Annotated in this window: 20 protein-coding genes and 1 tRNA gene; 8 read left to right on the forward strand and 13 right to left on the reverse strand. The window is 70.2% G+C overall.

The genetic code is table 11. The features are described 5' to 3' along the window. Positions 1-174: 174 nt before the first annotated feature. From OHN19_RS13605 to OHN19_RS13640, 8 genes are all read right to left on the reverse strand, one after another. Positions 175-1,977: a trypsin-like serine protease gene (locus tag OHN19_RS13605; protein WP_330269598.1), complete on the reverse strand. Its 1,803-nt coding sequence runs from the start codon at positions 1,975-1,977 to the stop codon at positions 175-177. A gap of 141 nt (positions 1,978-2,118) precedes the next feature. Further along, entirely contained in the window at positions 2,119-4,146 is a 2,028-nt protein-coding gene (gene rho / locus OHN19_RS13610; RefSeq protein WP_330264447.1) for a transcription termination factor Rho, read from the reverse strand. A gap of 408 nt (positions 4,147-4,554) precedes the next feature. After that, complete coding sequence (thrB, locus tag OHN19_RS13615) at positions 4,555-5,484, reverse strand: homoserine kinase (RefSeq protein ID WP_330264448.1); 930 nt, start codon at positions 5,482-5,484, stop codon at positions 4,555-4,557. Between the two features lie 258 nt (positions 5,485-5,742). After that, the gene (gene thrC, locus OHN19_RS13620; protein WP_330264449.1) at positions 5,743-6,801 is read right to left on the reverse strand and encodes a threonine synthase; all 1,059 of its coding nucleotides are present in this window, start codon (positions 6,799-6,801) and stop codon (positions 5,743-5,745) included. A gap of 6 nt (positions 6,802-6,807) precedes the next feature. Further along, positions 6,808-8,100, reverse strand: coding sequence for a homoserine dehydrogenase (locus OHN19_RS13625; RefSeq protein ID WP_330264450.1), 1,293 nt, complete (start codon positions 8,098-8,100; stop codon positions 6,808-6,810). A gap of 140 nt (positions 8,101-8,240) precedes the next feature. Further along, positions 8,241-9,632: a diaminopimelate decarboxylase gene (lysA, locus tag OHN19_RS13630; protein WP_330264451.1), complete on the reverse strand. Its 1,392-nt coding sequence runs from the start codon at positions 9,630-9,632 to the stop codon at positions 8,241-8,243. A 12-nt stretch (positions 9,633-9,644) separates the two neighbouring features. Further along, positions 9,645-11,039, reverse strand: a complete 1,395-nt coding sequence (nrtL, locus tag OHN19_RS13635) for an ArgS-related anticodon-binding protein NrtL (protein WP_330264452.1) — start codon at positions 11,037-11,039, stop codon at positions 9,645-9,647. A 141-nt stretch (positions 11,040-11,180) separates the two neighbouring features. Then, positions 11,181-11,621, reverse strand: a complete 441-nt coding sequence (locus OHN19_RS13640) for a response regulator (protein ID WP_391195139.1) — start codon at positions 11,619-11,621, stop codon at positions 11,181-11,183. A gap of 196 nt (positions 11,622-11,817) precedes the next feature. On the opposite strand from OHN19_RS13640, the gene OHN19_RS13645 reads away from it, so the two are divergent. Next, positions 11,818-11,889, forward strand: a tRNA-Arg gene (locus tag OHN19_RS13645). 199 nt (positions 11,890-12,088) lie between these two features. Here OHN19_RS13645 and OHN19_RS13650 read toward each other — a convergent pair. The 3 genes from OHN19_RS13650 to OHN19_RS13660 all read right to left on the reverse strand — a co-directional run bounded on the left by OHN19_RS13650 (position 12,089) and on the right by OHN19_RS13660 (position 13,550). Next, complete coding sequence (locus tag OHN19_RS13650) at positions 12,089-12,463, reverse strand: DUF6083 domain-containing protein (RefSeq protein WP_330264453.1); 375 nt, start codon at positions 12,461-12,463, stop codon at positions 12,089-12,091. A 258-nt stretch (positions 12,464-12,721) separates the two neighbouring features. Next, the gene (locus OHN19_RS13655; RefSeq protein ID WP_330264454.1) at positions 12,722-13,018 is read right to left on the reverse strand and encodes a hypothetical protein; all 297 of its coding nucleotides are present in this window, start codon (positions 13,016-13,018) and stop codon (positions 12,722-12,724) included. 91 nt (positions 13,019-13,109) lie between these two features. Next, positions 13,110-13,550 (reverse strand): hypothetical protein, encoded by a 441-nt coding sequence (locus tag OHN19_RS13660; RefSeq protein ID WP_330264455.1) that lies wholly within the window; start codon positions 13,548-13,550, stop codon positions 13,110-13,112. A gap of 605 nt (positions 13,551-14,155) precedes the next feature. Between OHN19_RS13660 and OHN19_RS43920 the strand changes: the two genes are divergently transcribed. The 6 genes from OHN19_RS43920 (at position 14,156) to OHN19_RS13690 (ending at position 18,005) form a co-directional block, all read left to right on the forward strand. Further along, on the forward strand, positions 14,156-14,602 hold the full coding sequence (locus OHN19_RS43920; protein ID WP_419249520.1) for a DUF3592 domain-containing protein: 447 nt from the start codon (positions 14,156-14,158) through the stop codon (positions 14,600-14,602). 166 nt (positions 14,603-14,768) lie between these two features. Then, a complete protein-coding gene (locus OHN19_RS13670) occupies positions 14,769-15,815 on the forward strand; it encodes an acyltransferase family protein (RefSeq protein ID WP_330264457.1) in 1,047 nt (348 codons plus the stop codon). An 89-nt stretch (positions 15,816-15,904) separates the two neighbouring features. Beyond that, positions 15,905-16,297, forward strand: a complete 393-nt coding sequence (locus OHN19_RS13675; RefSeq protein WP_330264458.1) for a hypothetical protein — start codon at positions 15,905-15,907, stop codon at positions 16,295-16,297. A gap of 181 nt (positions 16,298-16,478) precedes the next feature. Then, positions 16,479-16,991 carry a SigE family RNA polymerase sigma factor gene (locus OHN19_RS13680; protein ID WP_123765176.1) on the forward strand — a complete coding sequence of 171 codons (513 nt, stop codon included), beginning with the start codon at positions 16,479-16,481 and terminating at the stop codon, positions 16,989-16,991. An 8-nt stretch (positions 16,992-16,999) separates the two neighbouring features. Then, positions 17,000-17,434 (forward strand): hypothetical protein, encoded by a 435-nt coding sequence (locus tag OHN19_RS13685; protein WP_330264459.1) that lies wholly within the window; start codon positions 17,000-17,002, stop codon positions 17,432-17,434. Between the two features lie 70 nt (positions 17,435-17,504). After that, positions 17,505-18,005 (forward strand): peptidylprolyl isomerase, encoded by a 501-nt coding sequence (locus OHN19_RS13690; protein WP_037721366.1) that lies wholly within the window; start codon positions 17,505-17,507, stop codon positions 18,003-18,005. 54 nt (positions 18,006-18,059) lie between these two features. Here the strand turns inward: OHN19_RS13690 and OHN19_RS13695 are convergent, their stop codons facing one another. After that, entirely contained in the window at positions 18,060-19,097 is a 1,038-nt protein-coding gene (locus OHN19_RS13695) for a Ku protein (RefSeq protein WP_330264460.1), read from the reverse strand. A gap of 62 nt (positions 19,098-19,159) precedes the next feature. On the opposite strand from OHN19_RS13695, the gene ligD reads away from it, so the two are divergent. Next, a complete protein-coding gene (gene ligD, locus OHN19_RS13700) occupies positions 19,160-20,047 on the forward strand; it encodes a non-homologous end-joining DNA ligase (RefSeq protein ID WP_330264461.1) in 888 nt (295 codons plus the stop codon). 560 nt (positions 20,048-20,607) lie between these two features. Here ligD and OHN19_RS13705 read toward each other — a convergent pair. Next, entirely contained in the window at positions 20,608-21,411 is an 804-nt protein-coding gene (locus OHN19_RS13705) for a nuclease-related domain-containing protein (RefSeq protein ID WP_330264462.1), read from the reverse strand. Between the last annotated feature and the right edge of the window lie 23 nt (positions 21,412-21,434).

Here is a 21,434-nt window from a genome sequence, read left to right on the forward strand (position 1 = left end):
CTGTTTTCAGGGTCAGACGTGGTCACAAAAAGACCCGTACCGCACCATGTTCGCTCCGCCTGGTCAGACGGCGAAACTCGAGAAAGGGTTGCACAACGCGCTGTGACCACCGCGTGCAGCGATGGTCACAGGACGTCACAAGAACCTCAGGGCGAGCCTTGCTCACCAGCGGTTTCAGCCAAAGATGTCGTACTGCTGGAAACCGGTACCAACGGTGACCCTTGTGGCAAAGATCTCGCTGGTGGCCTTGCCGGTGCCCTTGTAGAGGTAGAGCGTGCCGCCGGCCGTGCGGGCCACCAGGTCGGCCCTGCCGTCGCCGGTGATGTCACCGACGGCGTCGAAGGCGTTGTAGCCGCTCCAGTTGCTGCGCACCTTGACCCGGGCCGCGAAGACGCCGGTGCCGGACTTGCCGGTGCCCTTGTACAGGTAGATGTCGCCGGTGGTCTTGTTGCGGGCGAGCACGTCCGCCTTGCCGTCTCCGGTGAAGTCACCGTGACCGAGGAGCTGGTTGTACTGGCTCCAGCCGCCGCCGACCCGGACCCGGGCCGCGAAGCTGCCGTCGCCCTTGCCCGGGTAGATCCACAGGACGCCCGCGGAGTCCACGGAGAGCAGGTCGGCCTTGTAGTCGCCGGTGACATCGCCGGGGGTGACGATCCGGGTGCGGGTCCGCCAGTCGGTGAAGACCTTCTTCGGGTCGGCCCAGGCGCCGCCGGTGGACGACGGGACGAACCGCAGCCAGTACACGTCACCGGTGGCGGAGACGCGGTACATGAGGTCCTGGTAGCCGTCCCGGTTCAGGTCGGTCTGCCGGACCAGGTTCACGCCGTTCCAGTCGCCCCAGGACTGCGGGGCGGCGAGGGTGGTGCCCTTGGAGTCCAGCTCGTAGCCGACCTTGGTGGACGACTTGCGCACCCACAGGTCGGCCTTGTGGTCGAAGCTCAGGTTGGTGTCGTCGACGCGCGGGTAGGCGGCGCCGACGTACTTGCTGACCTTGGTGAAGACGCTGTAGGCGCCCTTGGCCACGCAGTCCGTGACGTTCCAGGAGACGACACCGACGATCCGGCCGTTGACGACGAGCGGTCCGCCGGAGTCGCCGCTGCAGATGGCGGTCGTACCGGAGTCGCGGCCGCTGGCGGGCGGGCCGGCGCAGGTCATGTGCCCCTTGATGAACCAGGAGCCGTAGGCCGCGGCGCAGGTGGCGTCCGACTTGATGGGCAGCGTGGCCGTCTTCAGCGTCTGGGAGACGTTGTCGTTGGTCGAGCTGGTACGGCCCCAGCCGTAGACCTTGGCGGCCTTGGCACCGGCCGTGGCGGGGTCGTACGAGGCCGTGTCCGTGGACGTCGTCATCCGGATCGGGGTGGCCTTGACGGGGGCCGCCAGGGTCAGGACCGCGATGTCGTTGTCGATGGTGTCCTCGTTGTACGACGGGTGGTACCACTGGCGCAGTACGGCCGTCGCCGTCCCGCCGTGCAGGTCCCCGTCGTCGGAGAGCAGCTGGGTGGCCCCGGTGACGACGAGACCGCCCTTCGCCCAGTTCGCGCCCTTGACGCAGTGGGCGGCGGTGAGGATCTTCGTCGGCGCGACGACGGCACCGCCGCAGAAGAAGCCGGTGTCGTCGCTGGTGCTGGTGGTGCCCTTGTCGTCGACGTACCAGAGCTGGGCCATCCACGGCGCCGCGGAGATCGTGGTCGTGGTGCCACCGATGATCATCGGCGAGACGGTGCCGTCGACGGCCGGGCTGCTCGCCGTCGACCTCGACGGGCGGACGACCGCGCCGGAGCCGTCGTCGGCGGCCACGGCGGCCACGAGCCGCTTCTTCAGCTCGGCCTGCGAGGGCACGGAGACGGTCTTGACGGGCGGCTCGGGGGCGGGTGTCACGGTGGCGGCGCTCGCCGACGTGGCCAGCAGCGCGGCGGTCACGGCGACGGGCAGCGCGATCCACAGCCGCCGTCTGCGCCGACCGGCCCCTCCGGACATGGATATGCCCATGCAAGTCCCCCCTAGGGATCAGAAGTTCGGAAATCGCGAACGCGACCGAAGAGCGCGATCCTAACCCGCCAGGACACACCGAAAAGGGCCGCCCCCCGAAACGGGGGACGGCCCTTTCACGGACTTCGCTCAGTCGCCGTTGCCGGGCGTCGGCGTCGTCTTCTGGATCTGCATCAGGAACTCGGCGTTCGACTTCGTCTGCTTCATCTTGTCGAGAAGCAGCTCCACCGCCTGCTGCTGGTCGAGGGCGTGCAGCACCCGGCGCAGCTTCCAGACGATGGCGAGCTCGTCGGGGGCGAGCAGGATCTCTTCCTTACGGGTGCCGGACGCGTCGACGTCCACCGCCGGGAAGATCCGCTTGTCGGCGAGCTTGCGGTCGAGCTTGAGCTCGGCGTTGCCGGTGCCCTTGAACTCCTCGAAGATCACCTCGTCCATGCGGGACCCGGTGTCCACCAGGGCGGTGGCGAGGATGGTCAGCGAGCCGCCGTCCTCGATGTTGCGGGCCGCACCGAAGAAGCGCTTCGGCGGGTACAGGGCGGTCGAGTCGACACCACCGGACAGGATGCGGCCGGAGGCGGGCGCGGCGAGGTTGTACGCACGGCCCAGACGCGTGATCGAGTCGAGCAGCACGACCACGTCGTGGCCCAGCTCCACCAGACGCTTGGCGCGCTCGATGGCGAGCTCGGCGACCGTGGTGTGGTCCTCGGCCGGGCGGTCGAAGGTCGAGGAGATGACCTCGCCCTTGACCGACCGCTGCATGTCGGTGACCTCTTCCGGACGCTCGTCGACCAGGACGACCATCAGGTGGCACTCGGGGTTGTTGTGCGTGATCGCGTTGGCGATCGCCTGCATGATCATGGTCTTGCCGGTCTTCGGCGGGGCCACGATCAGACCGCGCTGGCCCTTACCGATCGGCGACACGAGGTCGATGATGCGGGTGGTCAGCACGCCCGGGTCCGTCTCCAGGCGGAGGCGGTCCTGCGGGTACAGCGGGGTCAGCTTGTTGAACTCCGGGCGGCCGCGGCCGTGTTCGGGCGCCATGCCGTTGACGGAGTCGAGGCGCACCAGCGCGTTGAACTTCTCGCGCCGCTCGCCTTCCTTGGGCTGACGGACCGCGCCGGTGATGTGGTCGCCCTTGCGCAGGCCGTTCTTGCGGACCTGGGCGAGGGAGACGTACACGTCGTTCGGCCCGGGCAGGTAGCCCGACGTGCGGATGAAGGCGTAGTTGTCGAGGATGTCCAGGATGCCCGCGACCGGGATCAGGACGTCGTCCTCGTTGATCTGCGGCTCGCCCGCGCCACCGATCTCGTCACGGCCACGACGGCCACGACGGTCCCGGTAACGGCCCCGACGGCCGCGGCGGCCGCCCTCGAAGTCGTCGTCGTCCTGCGGGCCGTTGTCGCGCTGCTGGCGGTCCTGGCGGTCCTGACGGCCGCCGCCCTGCTGCTGGTTCTGCTGCTGGCGCTGACCGCCCTGGCCCTGCTGGTCGTCGCTCTTGCGACGGTCACCGCGGTCCTGGCGGTCGCCGCGCTCCCCGCGGTCACGGCCGCGGTCACGGCGGTCGCGGCGGCCACGGCCCTCGCCGTCGCCGGCGTCGGCCTGCGGCTGCTGCTGCGCCTGTGCGGGCGTCTCGGCCTTGGGCTCGGTCTTCGCCTCGGCCACGATCGTCTCGGTGCTGCCCGCGGGGGCGCCGGCCTCGGCGGTGGCGCGGCGACGGCGGCGCTCGGCGGGGGCGTCGTCCGACCCGCGCTCGGCGGCCGGCTGGCCGGGAATCTCGATCTGCTGCTGGGCCACGGCCTTCTCGGCGGGGGCCTCGGCCTTCGCCTCCGCCTTCTTCTCGGCGGCCTCGCCGGTGCGGGCCTTGGAGGTGGCGCGGCGCTTCGGCTTGGTCTCGGTGGCGGTCTCGGCCTTGGCCGGGGCCCCACCTCCCGCCTGCGCCTCCTTGATGACCTCGATCAGCTGGCTCTTGCGCATCCGCGCGGTGCCCCTGATGCCGAGGCCGGATGCGACCTGCTGCAGCTCGGCCAGCACCATGCCTTCGAGGCCGGTACCGCGGCGCCGCCGGGAGCCGGCACCGCTGGCAGGCGCGGCGTCCGTGGCGGGCGCGGCAGCGGTGTCCTCGACACGTGCGCCCATCAGATCGGTGGTGTCGCTCACGAAGGGTCCTTCCCTGGAGCGGACGTCGGCCTGTCTGGCTCGGCGACCGTTTGTGCTGTCCGACGTCGGTCCCATCCTTGTGGACCGAGCCGGGGCGGTGGTCCGCCTAAGCGGCGGAGGAATGTGGTGACGGCGCTTCCGAGAGCCGTGGCACTGAGTGTCCGTGTCACGTGGCTTGGACGCACCGGTTCCGGAGCGTGCCCGGCAAGTCGCTCAGTGCTCGCGTACGAGGTACTGCCCATGTACGTCGTACGAAACACAGTGCGGCTTGGGAGGCTCCCGGAAGAATGTCTGTCCCGGACGGGGACGTGAAGCACCTCGCCATGGTGGGGTCGGGTGCAGACTTGAGGTTAACACTACCGGATCCAACAAACATTCCCCCTCTCGAAATCCGGCACACGCCGGATCTCACATGTCACCGGCGGCCGCGAGCGGAAGCACGCTCGCCCCCTGGTCGTCCAGTTCGAGCCGGTTGGCGGCCCAGCCCTCGCCCGCCAGATGGGCCACCTTGTCGGCGCTTTCCGCGTCGACGAGCGCGAGCACGGTCGGGCCCGCTCCCGAGATGACTGCCGGGACTCCGTCGGCCCGCAGCCGCTCCACCAGCGCCGCGCTCTCCGGCATGGCGGGAGCGCGGTACTCCTGGTGGAGACGGTCCTCGGTGGCCGGCAGCAGCAGCTCGGGGCGCCTGGTGAGGGCCTCGACGAGCAGCGCGGCGCGGCCCGCGTTGGCGGCGGCGTCGACGTGCGGCACGGTGCGCGGGAGCAGTCCGCGCGCCGTCTCGGTCAGGACGGGCTTTCCGGGCACGAAAACCACCGGAACGATGGAATCGTGGGGCTCCAGCCTGATCGCCCGGGCGGCGCCGGCCTCCATCCAGGCGAGCGTGAAGCCGCCGAGGAGACATGGGGCCACGTTGTCCGGGTGGCCCTCGATCTCGGTGGCGAGCTCCAGCAGCGCGGTGTCGTCGAGGCGGGCCTCGCCGCCTATGGTCACGGCACGCGCGGCCACGATCCCGGCGCAGATGGCGGCCGAGGAGGAGCCGAGGCCCCGGCCGTGCGGGATGCGGTTGGCGCAGACGATCTCCAGGCCGCGCGGCTGGCCGCCCAGCAGGTCGAAGGCGGTGCGCAGGGAGCGTACGAGCAGGTGGTTCTCGTCACGCGGGAGCGTCTCGCTCCCCTCCCCCGCGATGTCGATGTGCAGCCCGGAGTCGGCCACCCGGACGACCACGTCGTCGTAGAGCCCCAGCGAGAGGCCCAGGGCGTCGAAGCCCGGGCCGAGGTTGGCGCTGGTGGCGGGGACGCGCACCCGGACGGCGGCGGCGCGGAAGGCGGGACCGGCCATCTCTCGATGACTCTCCTTGAGCTGCGTGATGGTCGAAGACGTTCGATAGGTACCTGGAGACCCTCAGGCCGCGGAGACTACGCGGCTCCCTGCCATGCGCGGAGGCATATGCAGCGGGCGGGTTCGGTACAGCCTATCGAAGGAAGGTTCTGTGGCGACATAGGGCGCACAGGAGGCGCACGATGCGTGTCGTAAGCCCCCTGTGCACCCCTTACCGGGATCTCCCGGCGGAGTCACGGATTCCGTGTCAGGCGAGCGTCAGGCGAGCCCGAGGCGCTCGGCCGCCGTCGCCGCGTCGACCGGGACGGTGACCGGCTGCGGCGCGCCGGCGACGGCCCAGTCGGGGTCCTTGAGGCCGTTGCCGGTGACGGTGCAGACGATCTTCTGGCGCGGGTCGACCTTGCCCTGCTCGGCCGCCTTCAGCAGACCGGCCACCGACGCGGCGGAGGCGGGCTCCACGAAGACGCCCTCCTGGGCGGCCAACAGCCGGTAGGCGCGCAGGATCTCACGGTCCGTCACCTCGTCGATGAACCCACCGGACTCCTCCTTCGCCGCGAGGGCGAACTGCCAGGAGGCGGGGTTGCCGATGCGGATGGCGGTGGCGATGGTCGACGGGTCCTTGACGACCTCGCCGCGCACGATCGGGGCGCTGCCGGAGGCCTGGAAGCCCCACATCCGGGGCGTCTTCGCGGCGACACCGTCGGCGGCGTACTCCTTGTAGCCCTTCCAGTACGCCGTGATGTTGCCCGCGTTGCCGACCGGCAGGACGTGGATGTCGGGCGCGTCGCCGAGCATGTCGACGATCTCGAAGGCGGCGGTCTTCTGGCCCTCGATGCGCACCGGGTTGACCGAATTGACCAGCGCCACCGGGTAGTTGTCGCTCAGCGAGCGGGCCAGGGTGAGGCAGTCGTCGAAGTTGCCGTCGACCTGGAGGATCTTCGCGCCGTGCACGAGGGCCTGGCCCATCTTGCCGAGCGCGATCTTGCCCCGCGGGACGAGCACGGCGCAGACCATGCCGGCGCGCACGGCGTAGGCGGCGGCGCTCGCCGAGGTGTTGCCGGTGGAGGCGCAGATGACCGCCTTCGCGCCCTCCTCCTTGGCCCGCGTGATGGCCATGGTCATGCCGCGGTCCTTGAAGGACCCGGTGGGGTTGGCGCCCTCCACCTTGAGGTGGACCTCGCACCCGGTGCGCTCGGAGAGCACCTGCGCGGGCACGAGGGGCGTGCCGCCCTCGCGGAGCGACACGACCGGCGTGCTGTCGGAGACGGGCAGCCGGTCCCGGTACTCCTCGATGATTCCGCGCCACTGGTGGGTCATTGCTGGTTACTCTCCTTCAACCCGCATGATGCTGGCGACACCCCGCACGGTGTCGAGCTTGCGCAGCGCCTCGACGGTGCCGCCCAGGGCGGCGTCGGACGCGCGGTGCGTGACGACGACGAGAGACGCCTCGCCGTCCTTCCCCTGCTGCCGAACGGTATCGATGGACACCCCGTGCTCGGCGAACACGGTGGCCACCTGGGCGAGAACACCCGGTTTGTCCGCCACGTCCAGGCTGATGTGGTAGCGCGTGACGACCTCGCCCATGCCCTCGACGGGCAGGGCGGCGTACGCGGACTCACCGGGTCCGGTTGTGCCGCTGAGCCGGTTGCGGCAGACGGCGACGAGGTCGCCGAGGACGGCGGAGGCGGTGGGGGCGCCGCCCGCTCCCGGGCCGTAGAACATCAGCTGCCCGGAGGCGTCGGACTCGACGAACACGGCGTTGTACGCGCCGCGCACGGAGGCGAGCGGGTGGGTGAGCGGGATCATCGCGGGGTGCACGCGCGCGGTGACGGACCGGCCGTCCTCGGCGCGCTCGCAGATGGCGAGCAGCTTGATGGTGCAGCCCATGTTCTTCGCGGAGGCGAAGTCGGCGGCGGTGACCTCGGTCATGCCCTCGCGGTAGACGTCGTCGAGACGCACACGCGTGTGGAAGGCGATCCCGGCGAGGATGGCGGCCTTGGCGGCGGCGTCGAACCCCTCGACGTCGGCGGTCGGGTCGGCCTCCGCGTACCCGAGGGCGGTGGCCTCGTCGAGGGCCTCCTGGTAACCGGCGCCCGTGGAGTCCATCTTGTCGAGGATGAAGTTGGTCGTGCCGTTGACGATCCCGAGCACCCGGTTGACCTTGTCACCGGCGAGGGACTCGCGCAGCGGGCGGATCAGCGGGATGGCACCGGCGACGGCGGCCTCGTAGTAGAGGTCCTTGTCGGCCTTGAGGGCCGCCGCGTGCAGGGCGGCGCCGTCCTGGGCGAGGAGCGCCTTGTTGGCGGAGACGACGGAGGCGCCGTGCTCGAAGGCGGTGGTGATGAGGGACCGCGCGGGCTCGATCCCCCCGATGACCTCGACCACCACGTCGATGTCCCCGCGTTTGACGAGGGCGGTGGCGTCTGTGGTGACGAGTTCCTGCGGGATGCCCTCACGGACCTTGGAGGGCCGCCGTACCGCGACCCCCGCGAGCTCCACCGGGGCCCCGATGCGGGCGGCGAGGTCGTCAGCGTGCGTCGTCATGATGCGCGCCACCTCTGAGCCGACCACTCCACAGCCCAGCAGCGCCACTTTCAGCGGACGCGTACGCATCATCCGACCTCGTTTCCTCATACCGTCACGGTGGGACCAGTCTCACTCACCGGACGGGAGTTTCTGCCCCTCGTCCGGATTATGAGACATCTATTTCATTTGTCCGGGGGTGGAAGACCGTAGATCTTCCAGCGCTGGTGTTTTCAGCCGACGTCGAGCCGCAGCAGGTCCTCCTCGGTCTCGCGGCGGACGATGACACGGGACGCACCGTCGTGGACGGCGACGACCGGCGGACGCAGCACATGGTTGTAGTTGCTGGCCATGGACCGGCAGTAGGCGCCCGTCGCCGGCACGGCGATCAGGTCACCCGGTGCCAGGTCGGCCGGCAGGAACGCGTCCTTGACCACGATGTCCCCGCTCTCGCAGTGCTTGCCGACGACCCGGGCGAGCATGGGCGCGGCGTCGGAGGTCCTGGACACCAGGGCGACGCTGTACTCGGCGTCGTAGAGCGCGGTGCGGATGTTGTCCGACATCCCGCCGTCGACGGAGACATAGGTGCGCAGCCCGTCGAGGGGCTTGATGGTGCCGACCTCGTAGAGCGTGAAGGCGGTGGGCCCGACGATGGCCCGCCCGGGCTCGACGGAGATGCGCGGGGTCCGCAGCCGGGCGGCGTCGCACTCACGGCTGACGATCTCGGTGAGCGCCTTGGCGATCTCGTGCGGCTCGCGGGGGTCGTCGTCGGAGGTGTACGCGATCCCGAGCCCGCCGCCGAGGTCGATCTCGGGAAGCTCGACGCCGTGCTCGTCACGGACGTCCTTGAGCAGCCCGACCACGCGGTGCGCGGCGACCTCGAAGCCGGACATGTCGAAGATCTGCGACCCGATGTGGGAGTGGATCCCGATGAGTTCGAGCGAGTCGAGCTGAAGCGCCCGCCGCACGGCCTCCGCGGCCTGCCCGCCGGCGAGCGGGATACCGAACTTCTGGTCCTCGTGGGCGGTGGCGATGAACTCGTGCGTGTGCGCCTCCACACCGACGGTGATCCGGATCTGCACGCGCTGCCGCGTGCCCAGCTCACGGGCGATGTGCGCGACCCGGACGATCTCCTGGAAGGAGTCGAGCACGATCCGCCCGACCCCTTCGGTGATCGCGCGGCGGATCTCCTCGGTGGACTTGTTGTTGCCGTGGAAGGCGATGCGGTCGGCGGGCATGCCGGCGGAGAGGGCGGTGGCGAGTTCGCCGCCGGAGCAGACGTCGAGGTTGAGCCCCTCTTCGTGCAGCCAGCGCACGACGGCGCGGGAGAGGAAGGCCTTGCCGGCGTAGAAGACGTCGGCGTCGGCCCCGAAGGCGCTGCGCCACGCACGCGCGCGTGCCCGGAAGTCGGCCTCGTCGACGATGTAGGCGGGGGTGCCGTGCTCTTCGGCGAGGGCCTTGACGTCGATCCCGCCGACGGTGACGACACCGTGCTCGTCCCGCGTGACGGTCTGGGCCCAGACCTTGGGATCGAGGGTGTTCAGGTCGGCGGGCGGGGCGGAGTAGTGGCCCTCGGGGAGAACGTCGGCGTGGCGGGGCCCGGCGGGGTGTGCGGAACGGCTCATCGTTGTCGTCTTTCAGAGGTGTTCGGGTGCGTCGATGCCGAGCAGTGTGAGGCCACCGGCCAGCACCGCCCCGACGGCTTCGGCAAGCGCGAGCCGGGCACGGTGGGCGGCCGAGGGTTTCTCCGCGCCGCGCGGAAGGACGGTGACGAGAAAGGGCAGAGCGGCATCGGCGACGGTGACGAGATGCCGGGCCAGCCGATCGGGAGCCTGCTGCGCGGCCGCACGGGCGAGGACACGGGGGTGATCGGCGAGGACGGCGTGAAGAGCCTTGAGGTCGGCTGCGTCTTGGGTCTGCTCTACGGCGGTACCGGCGGGGTGGGTGTTGGGGGGGCCGGTGAGGGGGTGGCCCGGGGTTGTGGTGTTGCCGGGCTCGGTGAGGGGGTGACCCGGGGGTGTGCGGTTGCCTGGCTCTGCGAGCGGGGGAACCGGGGTTGCGGTGTCGCCGGACTCTGCGAGCGGGGGAACTGGGGGTGAGGTGTCGCCGGACTCTGCGAGCGGGGGAACCGGGGCGGTGGGGTTGCCGGGCTCGGTGAGGGGGCGACCCGGGAGTGCGGTGTCGCCGGACTCTGCGAGGGGGTGCACCGGGGCGGTGGGGTTGCCGGGCTCGGTGAGGGGGCGACCCGGGAGTGCGGTGTCGCCGGACTCGGCGTGGAAGCCCAGGTCGGAGGCGTTGCGGCGCAGGGCCCGGGTGCGGGCGTGGGCGTAGCGGACGCGGAAGAGAGGGTTGCTCTCACGCTGGACGAGGTGGTCGGCGGTGATGCGGGGACGGTCGTGGGGGGCCGGGTGGAGCAGGGCCCAGCGGGCGGCGTCCCGGCCGAGGGAGGTGGGGTCGGAGTCAGCCGGCACCGGCCGTACGTTGACGTCGAGGGGCGCGGGGGCGTCGGACGTGCCGTACGCGTCGACCTCGACGCCGAGGACGTCGACCCACGCGGGGGCGGGCCTGCGGACGCAGCTGGTGCGGACGAGGGCGCCCTGGGAGCGGAGGAGGCGGGCGAGGGCGTCCATGACGACGACGGCGCGGACCTCGTGGGGCGCGTGCAGCTGCGTGATCTGGCCGGTGGGCCGGTCGACGTGCCCGTACCTCTGTCCGAGCTGGAGGATCTCCCGCACGAGGTCGGCCTGGCTCCCGCGCAGACTGATGTTGAGGAAGCCGGGCCCGGTGACGACGACATCGCTGATGCCGTCGCTGTGGGCGAGACGCCTGCGCAGGATCTCGGCGACCCGCAGCGGGGGCTGCCCAGCGGGACCGGCGAGCTGGAGGGCGAGGTTGGTGGCGTAGTCCCCACACCCACCGGGCCCAGGAGCGGTCACCTTGGCCCCCGTCGGCACGACCACGTCCAGCTCCCCGTCGTCGACAGCACGACGCACCGCGCGCAGCACGGTACGGGAGAGCTCGACGGGGGTCACGGGACAAGCGTATGGGAGGAGGGGGGTGGGTAGGCGAGCGGGTTTGGCGGGGGTCCGGGATGTGGACGGTCGGGGTGGCGAGACCTCCGGCCTCCGGTGACTCCGCGAGATCACAGCGATCCGGGGCGGCCCCCGGGGGGCTCAACCGCCGGCGTGACTGGCGCGCTCAGCCTCTCCACTGCCGAGGGCAGGCACAACGAACGAGCCGTCGCCGTCCTGGACGTCGGTCGCTTGACCGGCTTGCTCCATCAACTGCCGTACGAGCCGGACGAGTTCGGCGGGCTCGAAGGGTTTGGCGAGGAAGGCGTCGACGCCGACGTCGAGGCCGCTGTCGACCTCGTACTGGGTACAGGCGCTGACGATGGCGAGAGGAAGGTGGGCGGTCCGGGGGTCGGAACGCAAGCGCGCGGCGGTCCGCAGCCCGTCCAGGCGGGGCATGACCACATCGAGGGTCACGACATCGGGCTGCACCTGATGAACGACATCCAGACACTCGACGCCATCGGCCGCGGTCACGACCTCGAGACCCTCCAGCTCGAGATTGACCCTGATCAACTGCCGGATGACCTTGTTGTCGTCCACAACAAGCACCCGGCCCGACGCGCCTGGCACAACTCGAGAGTAGGTGCGGACCGGCCACCGCGTCCGGCTTTTCCCCACTTCCACCCCGCGAGGGGGACGCGCGGCTCCCCCACCCCCGCAAACCCGTTCCTGATCACCCCGACGAAGCTGGTAGTGTTCTACCCGTCGCCGCGAGCCACCACCTCGCACCCGACACGCCCCCGTAGCTCAGGGGATAGAGCAACGGCCTCCGGAGCCGTGTGCGCAGGTTCGAATCCTGCCGGGGGCACCCAGCATGAGGTGCCCAAAGACCCCGTCACCAGCGGAAACGCTGAGGCCGGGGTCTTCGCGTATGTGCAGCCGTATGCCGCCCTGAGCGGCCGTATGTCGGGGTCCGTGGACTATTTGTGGACACGATCTTGAGGCATCGTCCCAGGTCAGTTCGGGGAATCACGAAGGGCCGTCGACACAGCGCAAGCCTGGCACCCTCACCCGACTTCCGGCCAGGTCTCGGGCGGCTCCGGCTCGGTCTGGCGCCCCACTCGACGCTCGTTCTCGCCCCGCAGGCTCGTCAACCAGGGCCAGAGATCGGGCAGTGGTTGCGCCGAGCATGCGAGCCGGTGCTCGATACGGCACCGCTGGAACGGGTCCGGCGGACACACGCCGTAGACCGTCACCCTCCCGTCAGGCAGCACGATCCACCGATGCTCCGCCGGCACGGTGTGGGCCAACGGCTCCATGTCCGGCTCAAGCAGGACCCAGTCATACTCCAGCGTCGCCACGCGATCGGCCGGCAGGCCGCAGTACGGGCAGAGGGACTTCCCACCCTCTAACCTGCGCGGTCCTTCTTCTAAAGCCCCCATACCGCGAGGGTCGGTAGCGGAAGGCTTCCGCGCGAAGAGGCGAATCGGACGGAACGCATGAGACCTACACGCATTACTGAAACGACGCGCGACGCGCAAGGTGCACACCACAACTATCGACCGTCAGCGCACGGCCGATACACCACGAGGCCCCGCAACCGTCATCCGCAACTTGATTCAGCTCTGGGAGCCGCGCATCCCTGAAACGCTGCGCAACTTGGCCGACCGGAGCGCTGCCGTCTGACCCCGTCGTTTGGGTCAGGTCGTGGGTTGGTGGCGGGCGCGTAGCCAGTGGACAACCTTCACGGCGTAGACAGCGGTCAGGAGTAGGAAGCCGGCGAGGCCGAGCCAGAACCAGGATTCCCCCACCATGAAACTCAGCAGGCTCCCGCCGAAGAGCAGCAGGGAGCCGAGGATCTCCAACAGGTCAAGGCGCGCCTTGGAACGCAGCGCGGAGTTGTCTTCCCGCAGTCGTTGGATGACAGGGAAGAGGCCGAGGACCTGCCATAAGAACAGAACGAGAAAGATCCAGACGAACCAGCCGGGTATGCCCACGGCGCGCACTCTATCGGCCGCCTGGAACCCGCCGGGGGAAGATCCAAAAGGAGCACCTCAGACCCGGTATCGAGTCTCAGTTGACGGTTGTCTAACTTGCCGTCAGCTTGACCACATTCGAATAGGTGGTCTCGGTTTCACGGGCGACGCCGATCAACCCTGGTCCGGGATTCGACTCCGCCTGCGGCTTGTTGGTGGTCGCGTCGAGCGCCAGCCTGTAACTGTTCGTGCCGTGGCGCAATTTGCCCGTAATCAGCGGCGACGTGACTCGTCCGTTGGATGGCACAGAGCGTTCCGTCCAGGTCGCTCCGTCGACGTCACGCCAGGAACACCCCCAAAATCCACAGACCTTGGTCTGCAGGGTCGCGGTCACGGCGTTTCCGCAAGCGCTGTTGCTGGTCCTGAACTGCGCGACGTCAGCGACGACCTGAGTGCCGTCTGGGAGGACCCGCCTCTGAGGGTTGTAGAACTCCCCCTCGATGATCTGTGGCGCGATGAAGCCGCAGTCGTGGGCACCGCTCCAGGTCACCACGCAGGCCCCAGGAATGAGAGGGCAGGCCATGGGAGGGGCGCTGAGAAGCATCGAAAGACGAATCGCGCACACCGACACAACCCGCTTGCAGTGGAACCAAGTTGACTCGGCCGCCCTTCATTCGGACACCGCGCGTCGCACCCACGCGCTTCAAGCCGCATCGGCACCATGTCGAGGTCGAGGTCGGGCAAGGGCGGCGCCTCAGGCATGGCGTCGGCTACCGCTGCAACCTCAGCAGTGGTCGGTGTGTCCTAGGTCGTGGGGGCTAGGAGGCGCCGATGTGGGAGCGCGGGTTCGAGCAGGGTGACGGCCTAGGGAAGGTGCGCCTTCTTGGTGGGTGGGGCTCTGTGGTGGGGGGCGGGGCCTTTGTGGTGTGGCTTGTGTTCCGTCCGTTTCCGTTGACCTGGAGTCAGGTTTTTGGTGCGGCCGTCGGGCTGTCCGTCGCGGAACTGTTGTTGCGTCGGTGGGGGTGGGCTCGTCGTTGGGGTAGGCGGATCCCTTCGCCGGGTCGGGTCGTGGGGGCGCTGGTCTCGAGGGTCGGTGTGTCGTTGCCGTTGTCGGGATCCCGCTGGGGCAGGGCTCGGTCGGTTGCCGTGGGGCTCCTGTTGTTCGGCAGTGTGGCCGGGATCATGGGATGGGAAGCCGGCCAGGAGAACCAGTTGCTGCACGATCTCCGGGAGCACGGGCGCAGGGCCGAAGCGACCGTGGTCGCCATTGCCGGCCGGTCGGAGGAAGGCTGGCCGAATTACCTGGCCGTGCGCTTCGTTGCGCCGTCCGGCGTCGTGGAGGCACATATCGATGTCGAGGGCGACTCGGGGAGAGACCTGAAGCCTGGGGGACACGTTCCCGTCGTCTATGACCCGTCGGACCCTTCTGAGGTCCGCCACGCTGACTTTCTGGGCGGATCCGACGCCGGCGGGCTTCGGCTGGGTTCTGTGCTGTTCGGGCTGCTCGCGGCCGGCTTTCTGGTGGGCACCGTCCGCGAGGTGATGCGTGTCAAGGCGGAGACGGGAGCAGGTGAGACGCCGGACTCGCCGCGCACCGAAGCCTGAGCGTCACTATGCAACCCGTGATCGCACCTTGGGATTTCGGGCCTGCTGGTGCCGATCCCGCAGGCGGCGCTGACCTCGCGGGACCTCCCGTCAACGTGTGTGCACTCGTGATCCTGCGCACACATGTCCACGGTTTGGTCCGCCGGGAAACGGTGAGGCGACCGGGATGGCTGAGCGGGACGCGTTCTTCGACAACGCAAAGTACCTGGCGATCGTGCTGGTCGCCGTGGGGCATGCCTGGGAGCCGTTGCGGGACGGGAGCCGGGCGGTGTCCGCGCTGTATCTGCTCGTGTACGCGTTCCACATGCCGGCGTTCATCGTCGTGTCCGGGTACTTCTCGCGGAACTTCGACGCGAGCCCGGGGCGGCTGCGGCGGCTGGTGGGCGGGCTCGTCGTGCCGTACGTCGTGTTCGAGACGGCGTACACCTTCTTCACGCGGTGGACGGACGGCGTGCCGGACCGGCCGGTGAGTCTGCTGGATCCGCTGTATCTGACGTGGTTCCTCGTCGCGTTGTTCGTGTGGCGGCTGAGCACGCCCGTGTGGCAGCGGCTGCGTCAGCCGGTGCCGGTCGCCCTCGCCGTCGCGATGCTCGCCACGCTCTCGCCTTCCATCGGCGACGGCCTCGATCTCCAGCGTGTCCTGCAGTTTCTTCCGTACTTCGTGCTGGGGCTCTGCCTCCGGCCCGAGCACTTCCAGCTGGTCCGGCGACGGGCCGTCCGGTTGGCTGCCGGGCCTGTCTTCGTCCTCGCGTCGGTCCTGGCCTACTTGGTGGTGCCGCGGATGAGTGCCGCCTGGCTCTACCACCGGGACAGTGCCCAGGAGTTGGGCGGGCCCGCCTGGTCGGGGCCGGTGATGACGCTGGTCGCCTTCGGGTGTTCGCTGGTCCTGGTCGCGTGCTTCTTCGCCCTGGTGCCCGGGCGGCGGACCTGGTTCACCGTGCTGGGCTCGGGCACGCTCTACGGCTATCTCCTGCACGGCTTCCTCGTCCAGGGCTCCCGGTCCTGGGGCTGGTACGGGCCCGCCTGGGTGCACCAGCCGCTCGGCGTGGGCCTCGTCGCCCTCGTCGCCGGCGCCGTCGTGACCGTGCTGTGCACCCCGCCCGTCCGGCGCGCGCTCCGCTACGTCGTGGAGCCGGAGTTGCGGTGGGCCTTCCGGCGGGAGGCAGTTCAGCCGGTTCCATCGGCTGTTCCGGCTCAACCAGTCCGTGGCTGAGGCAAGTTGACCGGCCGGGCACAGGACAAGGGCCGGTGCCCGGGCGGTCTCATCCGGTCTGCCGCCCCCCCTACTTCGACGGCCGCCTGGTGACCGTGGGGACAGGGCTCGGGGCGGCCGAGGGGTTCTGGCTCGGCGCCACCGTCGGCACGGTGCTCGGCTCGCTCCCCGGCACGGACGGCACGGGACTCGGCGCGGTGCCGGGGACCGACGGCACCGGACTCGGCGCGCCCCCCGGGACCGACGGCACCGGACTCGGCTGGGACGGCCTCTGGGGCGCCACGGGAGACGGCACCGGCGACGGCACGGTGGAAGGCGCCACGGAAGGCACCGCAGACGGCACCGCAGACGGCACCGCCGTCGGCTTCTGCGTCGTCGTTGAACCCGTCGCCGCGCCCGCGACGGCTGCCCAGCCCGCCACGGCCACGGCACCTCCTGCGACGACGGCGATCAGGAGACGGCGGGTGGGTCGGATGCCATGACGGTTCGTCAAGAGTGCTCCTCGGTGGTCGGGTCGGTTGCGTGAGAGGAGTACGGGGCACCTGCCGTGCCGGGTTGCACGCTCCGGCCCGGAAACTTTTCTTCCCGGGGCGTGCAACCTCGCCGGGCCCTGCGCCGTACCTCTGAAGGACAGGTGTGACCGGTACGGCGGAGGGGCGGCGGGTGCGGGAAGCAGTCCGGGAGCGGGAGTTCCGGGAGTTCGCCGAGGCCAGGCAGGGGCAGCTCAGGCGCAGCGCGTACCTGCTGTGCGGGGACTGGCACCAGGCCCAGGACCTGACCCAGACGACCCTGATGAAGCTCTACGCCTCCTGGGGACGGGTCCGCCGCGACGGCAATGTCGAGGCATACGCCCGTACGATCCTCACCCGCGCCTTCATCGACCAGTACCGCAAGCGGAGTTGGCGGGAGGAGCCGACGGAGGACGTGCCCGAGCCGGCGTCGGCCGAGCCTCCGGTCACCCCGGAGTTGCGGCTGGTGATGCAGGCGGCGCTGATGGAACTGCCGCCCCGCTACCGGGCGGTGCTGGTACTGCGGTTCTGGGAGGACTGGAGTGTGGAGCAGACCGCCGAGGCGCTGCGTGTGACCCCGGGCACGGTCAAGAGCCAGAGCGCGCGCGGACTGGTCCGGCTGCGGGGGCTCGTCGAGGGCCTGGCCGGCGAGACGAGCGGGAGGTGAGGGGGGAGATGTCCGACGGCTACGGCAAGGACAGCGAGTACGGGGAGAGCGGCGGCGTACGCGGCGCCTTCGAGGTCATCCTCGACGGTTCGCGGGAGCCCGCCTTCCCCAGCGTCACCGACGCGGCGGTCGTGGGTGGCCGACGGATCCGACGCCGTCGTACGGCGGTCTCGGGCGCCGTGGGAGCCCTGGTGGCGGCCGTGCTCGCGGCGGGGGTCGTGGCCGCGTTGCCCGGTACGGGTCCGGACCGTTCCTCGGTGCCGATGGCTCCGTCCAGCGGGCGCCCGAGCGGTGCCCCGAGCAGCCCTCCGAGCAGTTCTCCGAGCGGCTCCCCCGGGCCGGTGTCGCCGCTGCCGTCCACGGCTCCCTCCCCGCAGACGGTCGTACCGACACCCGCGGGCCTCGCCCCGCCGGGGAGCGCCCCTGACACCGCTCGCCCCTGAGGGCCGTCGGGGGCGTACGGCCGTGTGACAAGATGCTTCGGTCATGCCCCACCAGAAAGGGACGATCCCCATGTCCAGGGTCGAGCTGACCACAAACTTCGGCCGCATCGTCCTCGAGCTGGCCGACGCCGAGGCACCCAAGACCGTCGAGAACTTCCTGAAGTACGTCGGCAACGGGCACTACGACGGCACCATCTTCCACCGGGTGATCGACGGCTTCATGGTCCAGGGCGGCGGCTTCACCGCGGACATGGTGCAGAAGCCCACGCTGGCGCCGGTCCCGAACGAGGCCGACAACGGTCTGAAGAACACCGCGTACACCGTGGCGATGGCGCGCACCAGCGACCCGCACTCGGCGACCGCGCAGTTCTTCATCAACGTCTCGGACAACGAGTTCCTGAACTTCACGGCCAAGAGCCCGAACGGCTGGGGCTACACCGTGTTCGGCAAGGTCGCCGAGGGCCAGGACGTCGTCGACCAGATCAAGGGCGTACGGACCGGCAGCAGCCGCGGTCACGGTGACGTGCCGACGCAGCCGGTGATCATCGAGTCCGCGAAGGTCGTCGACTGACCTACGGTTCCCGAGGCCGGTGGGGCCTGCGCGGTGCCGACGGCACCGCGCAGGTCACGCGGTCCGCTTCCGAGCCGTCGTCTTCTTCGCGGTCGTCTTCTTGGCGCTTGTCGTCTTCTTCGCCGACGCCGTCTTCTTCGTCCCCTGTGACGACCTGGCCGTCGACTTCGCGGTCGACTTCGCCGTCGTTTTCTTGGCCGCGGCCGTCTTCTTCGCCGGGGTGGCCTTCGCCGTCGACTTCTTCCCGCCGGTCTGCTTCGGCGCCGCCCGCGCCGACTTGCGCTGCGGCAGCTGTCTGACCTCGCCCGGCTCCTCGCCCCGCGACTCCTTCGCCTCCCGCACGCTCTTCTCCAGCGCGGCCATGAGGTCGAGCACCTTGCCGCTGCGGGCCGGTTCCGGGGCCTCCGGCGGGGCCTCCCCCGCGGCCTTCGCGGCGACGACCTCCTCCAGGGCCTCGCGGTACTCGTCGTGCAGTTCGTCCAGGTCGATCTCGCCGAGGGTGTCCATCAGGGCGTCGGCCAGGTCGAGTTCCTTGTCGCTGACGGTGACCTTGGTGTCGGGGGCGAGTCCCTCGGGCGCGCGGACCTCGTCCGGCCAGAGCAGTCCGTGCAGCGCGATGGCGTCCTCGACCACCCGGAGCATGCCGAGGCGTTCCCGGCCGCGCAGTGCGAACTTGGCGATGGCGACCTTGTTGCTGCGCTTGAGGGCTTCCCTCAGCAGGGTGTACGGCTTGGCCGCGGGGGCGCCGCCCGCCTGGAGGTAGTACGCGGCGTCCATCTGGAGCGGGTCGATCCGGTCGGCCGGCACGAAGGCGACGATCTCGATCGTCTTCGCCGTGGGGAGCGGCAGATGGGCCAGGTCCTCGTCGGTGATCGGGATGATCGTGCCGTCCGCGTCCTCGTAGCCCTTGCCGATCTCCGACTGGGTGATCTCACGGTCCTCCAGTTCGCAAACCTTGCGGTAGCGGACCCGGCCGCCGTCCTCGGTGTGGATCTGGCGGAAGGAGATCGAGTGGCTCTCGGTGGCGTTGACCAGCTTGATCGGGATGCTGACCAGGCCGAACGAGATGGCGCCGTTCCATATGGATCTCACCAGCAGCACCCTTTCTGGGGTTTTACGCCGTTTTAACCAGGTATGCGTGAGATTCTCATCGTATGACGCCGATCACAGAGGTGGAGGGGCGACGGCTCGCGCTCAGCAATCTGGAGAAGGTGCTGTATCCGGCCACCGGCTTCACCAAGGGCGAGCTGCTCCACTACTACGCCACCACCGCGGACGTCCTCCTCCCCCATCTGCGTGACCGTGCCGTCTCCTTCCTGCGCTATCCGGACGGGCCCGACGGACAGGTGTTCTTCGCCAAGAACGTCCCTCCGGGTACGCCCGACTGGGTCACCACCGCCGAGGTGCCGCGTTCCGAGGGGCCGGCCCGCATGGTGCTGGTCCAGGATCTGGCGAGCCTGATGTGGGCGGCCAACCTGGTCACGGAGTTCCACACCCACCAGTGGCTGGTCGGTGCGCCCGAGGAGGCGGACCGGTTGATCCTCGACCTCGATCCGGGGGCGCCCGCGACGATCGTCGAGTGCTGCGAGGTCGCGTTGTGGCTGCGGGAGCGGTTGGCTGCGGACGGTGTCGAGGCTTATCCCAAGACGGCTGGGTCCAAGGGGCTGCACCTGCTGGCGGCGGTGCGGGGTGCGTCGTCCGATCAGGTGTCGGAGTACGCGAAGCGGCTGGCCGTGGAGGCGGAGCGGGCTCTGCCGCGGCTCGCTCTGCACCGGATGACGCGGAATCTGCGGCCCGGGAAGGTGTTCGTGGACTGGAGTCAGAACGCCGCGCGCAAGACGACTGCGACGCCGTACACGCTGCGGGCGCGGGCGGTGCCGCTGGTGTCGGCGCCGGTCACGTGGGGGGAGGTGGAGGAGTGCGGGGCGCCTGGGCGGCTGGCCTTTCAGGCGGGGGACATGGTGCCCCGGTTGCAGGACTACGGCGATTTGTTGGCTCCGTTGCTGGATGCGGAGCGGGCGGCTCTGTTGCCGGGTGCCTAGGGGGTGCCGGGGTTGGGTTGTCGGGCGGGTGCCTAGGGGGTGCCGGGGTTGGGTTGTCGGGCGGGTGCCGGGGTTGGGTTGTCGGGCGGGTGCGGGTGAGTGGGGGCTTGTCGCGCAGTTCCCCGCGCCCCTGGGGGGTTGCAGGGGGCCTTGGTCGGGATGCGGGCCGGCTCAGGCACCGTCCGGGCACACGCACGGGTTCGTACTCGGCTCGGAGCACAGCCACACGTTCACGCCCGGCCGAGCCCAGGCCGGCAGGTCTCGCGCGCGTCTTTACGCCGGCCCAGCGCAGGCCTGGGCCGCGCACCTTCACCAGGCCGGCCCGGCCCCCAGGCCCCCGCGCACCCGTACTTTCGGCACAGACCCCAGGCACACCTGTCGGCCCAGCCGAGCCCATGTCGGCAGGCTCCGCGCGTGACTTCGCACTCGCCCCGGAGTCCAGCTACACCTTCACGCCCAGCCCAGCATCCAGCCCCGCGCGCGTCTTCACACCAGCCCATGCGTCAGGCCCAGGTCCGCCCCAACCCCAACCCACCTGCGAAGCGCCTGGTGGCCGTAGCTCAGACCTTCGACCACGTATGCCGGTCCCTCGCCATCGCGTGCAAGGCCTCCACGTCGGCCGGCTTCAAGGTGCCGCCCAGGCGGGACAGACCGTCCAGGTCTCTCTCGGTGAGGATGCGGAGGTCTCGGGGTGGGAGGGTGGTGGTGATGTCGGACGGGGACACCAGGGCGAGGATCGGGTGGACCTCGGCTGTCAGGGCGTAGGCCGCGCGGTCGGCGTCGGCTCGGACGCGGCGGAGCAAGGGGTGGGGGTCCCGGCGGCCCAGGGTGACCATCGGGTCGGCGATCGTCACCCGCTGCTTGCGGGCGTACAGGGCGTGCACCGCGAACAGTCCGCCGGGGCCGATCAGAAGGTGGTGGACGCGGTCGCCGCCGGGCAGCGGCACGGAGTGCAGGGTGTGCCAGCCCGCCCCGTCGAGGCGGTCCAGCGCCTCGCCCACCGTCTGCTCGGCCTCCAGGGCACGCCGGCGCGGGTCGCGGCGGATCCGGTGCGCGGGCCCCGGGTCGCGGTCCAGGGCGATCTGGAGAGCCTCGCCGGGACGGTTGGGCGCGAGGTCGTCGTCCGGGTGGAGGGTGAGCCGGGCCAGTTCGGCAGGCGTCGGCACCGGGGGCGGGCCCACCGCCACCGGGCCGGTGAGGAAGGGCCCGAGGACGTCCAGCACATCCTCTCTGCGGTCCTCGCTCAGCAGGTTGACCCGGGCCGCCTCACGGTCGTACCAGGCGATGTTCCGGCCGTCCGTGAGGCAGACGTAGAGCCGCTCCTGACCATGGCGCCAGGTCGGTACGACGCGCAGTGAGCTCATGCACCATCACCCCATGGACCATG

It is taken from the genome of Streptomyces griseorubiginosus, from assembly GCF_036345115.1.
GTDB classification, from domain to species: Bacteria; Actinomycetota; Actinomycetes; order Streptomycetales; family Streptomycetaceae; genus Streptomyces; species Streptomyces griseorubiginosus_C.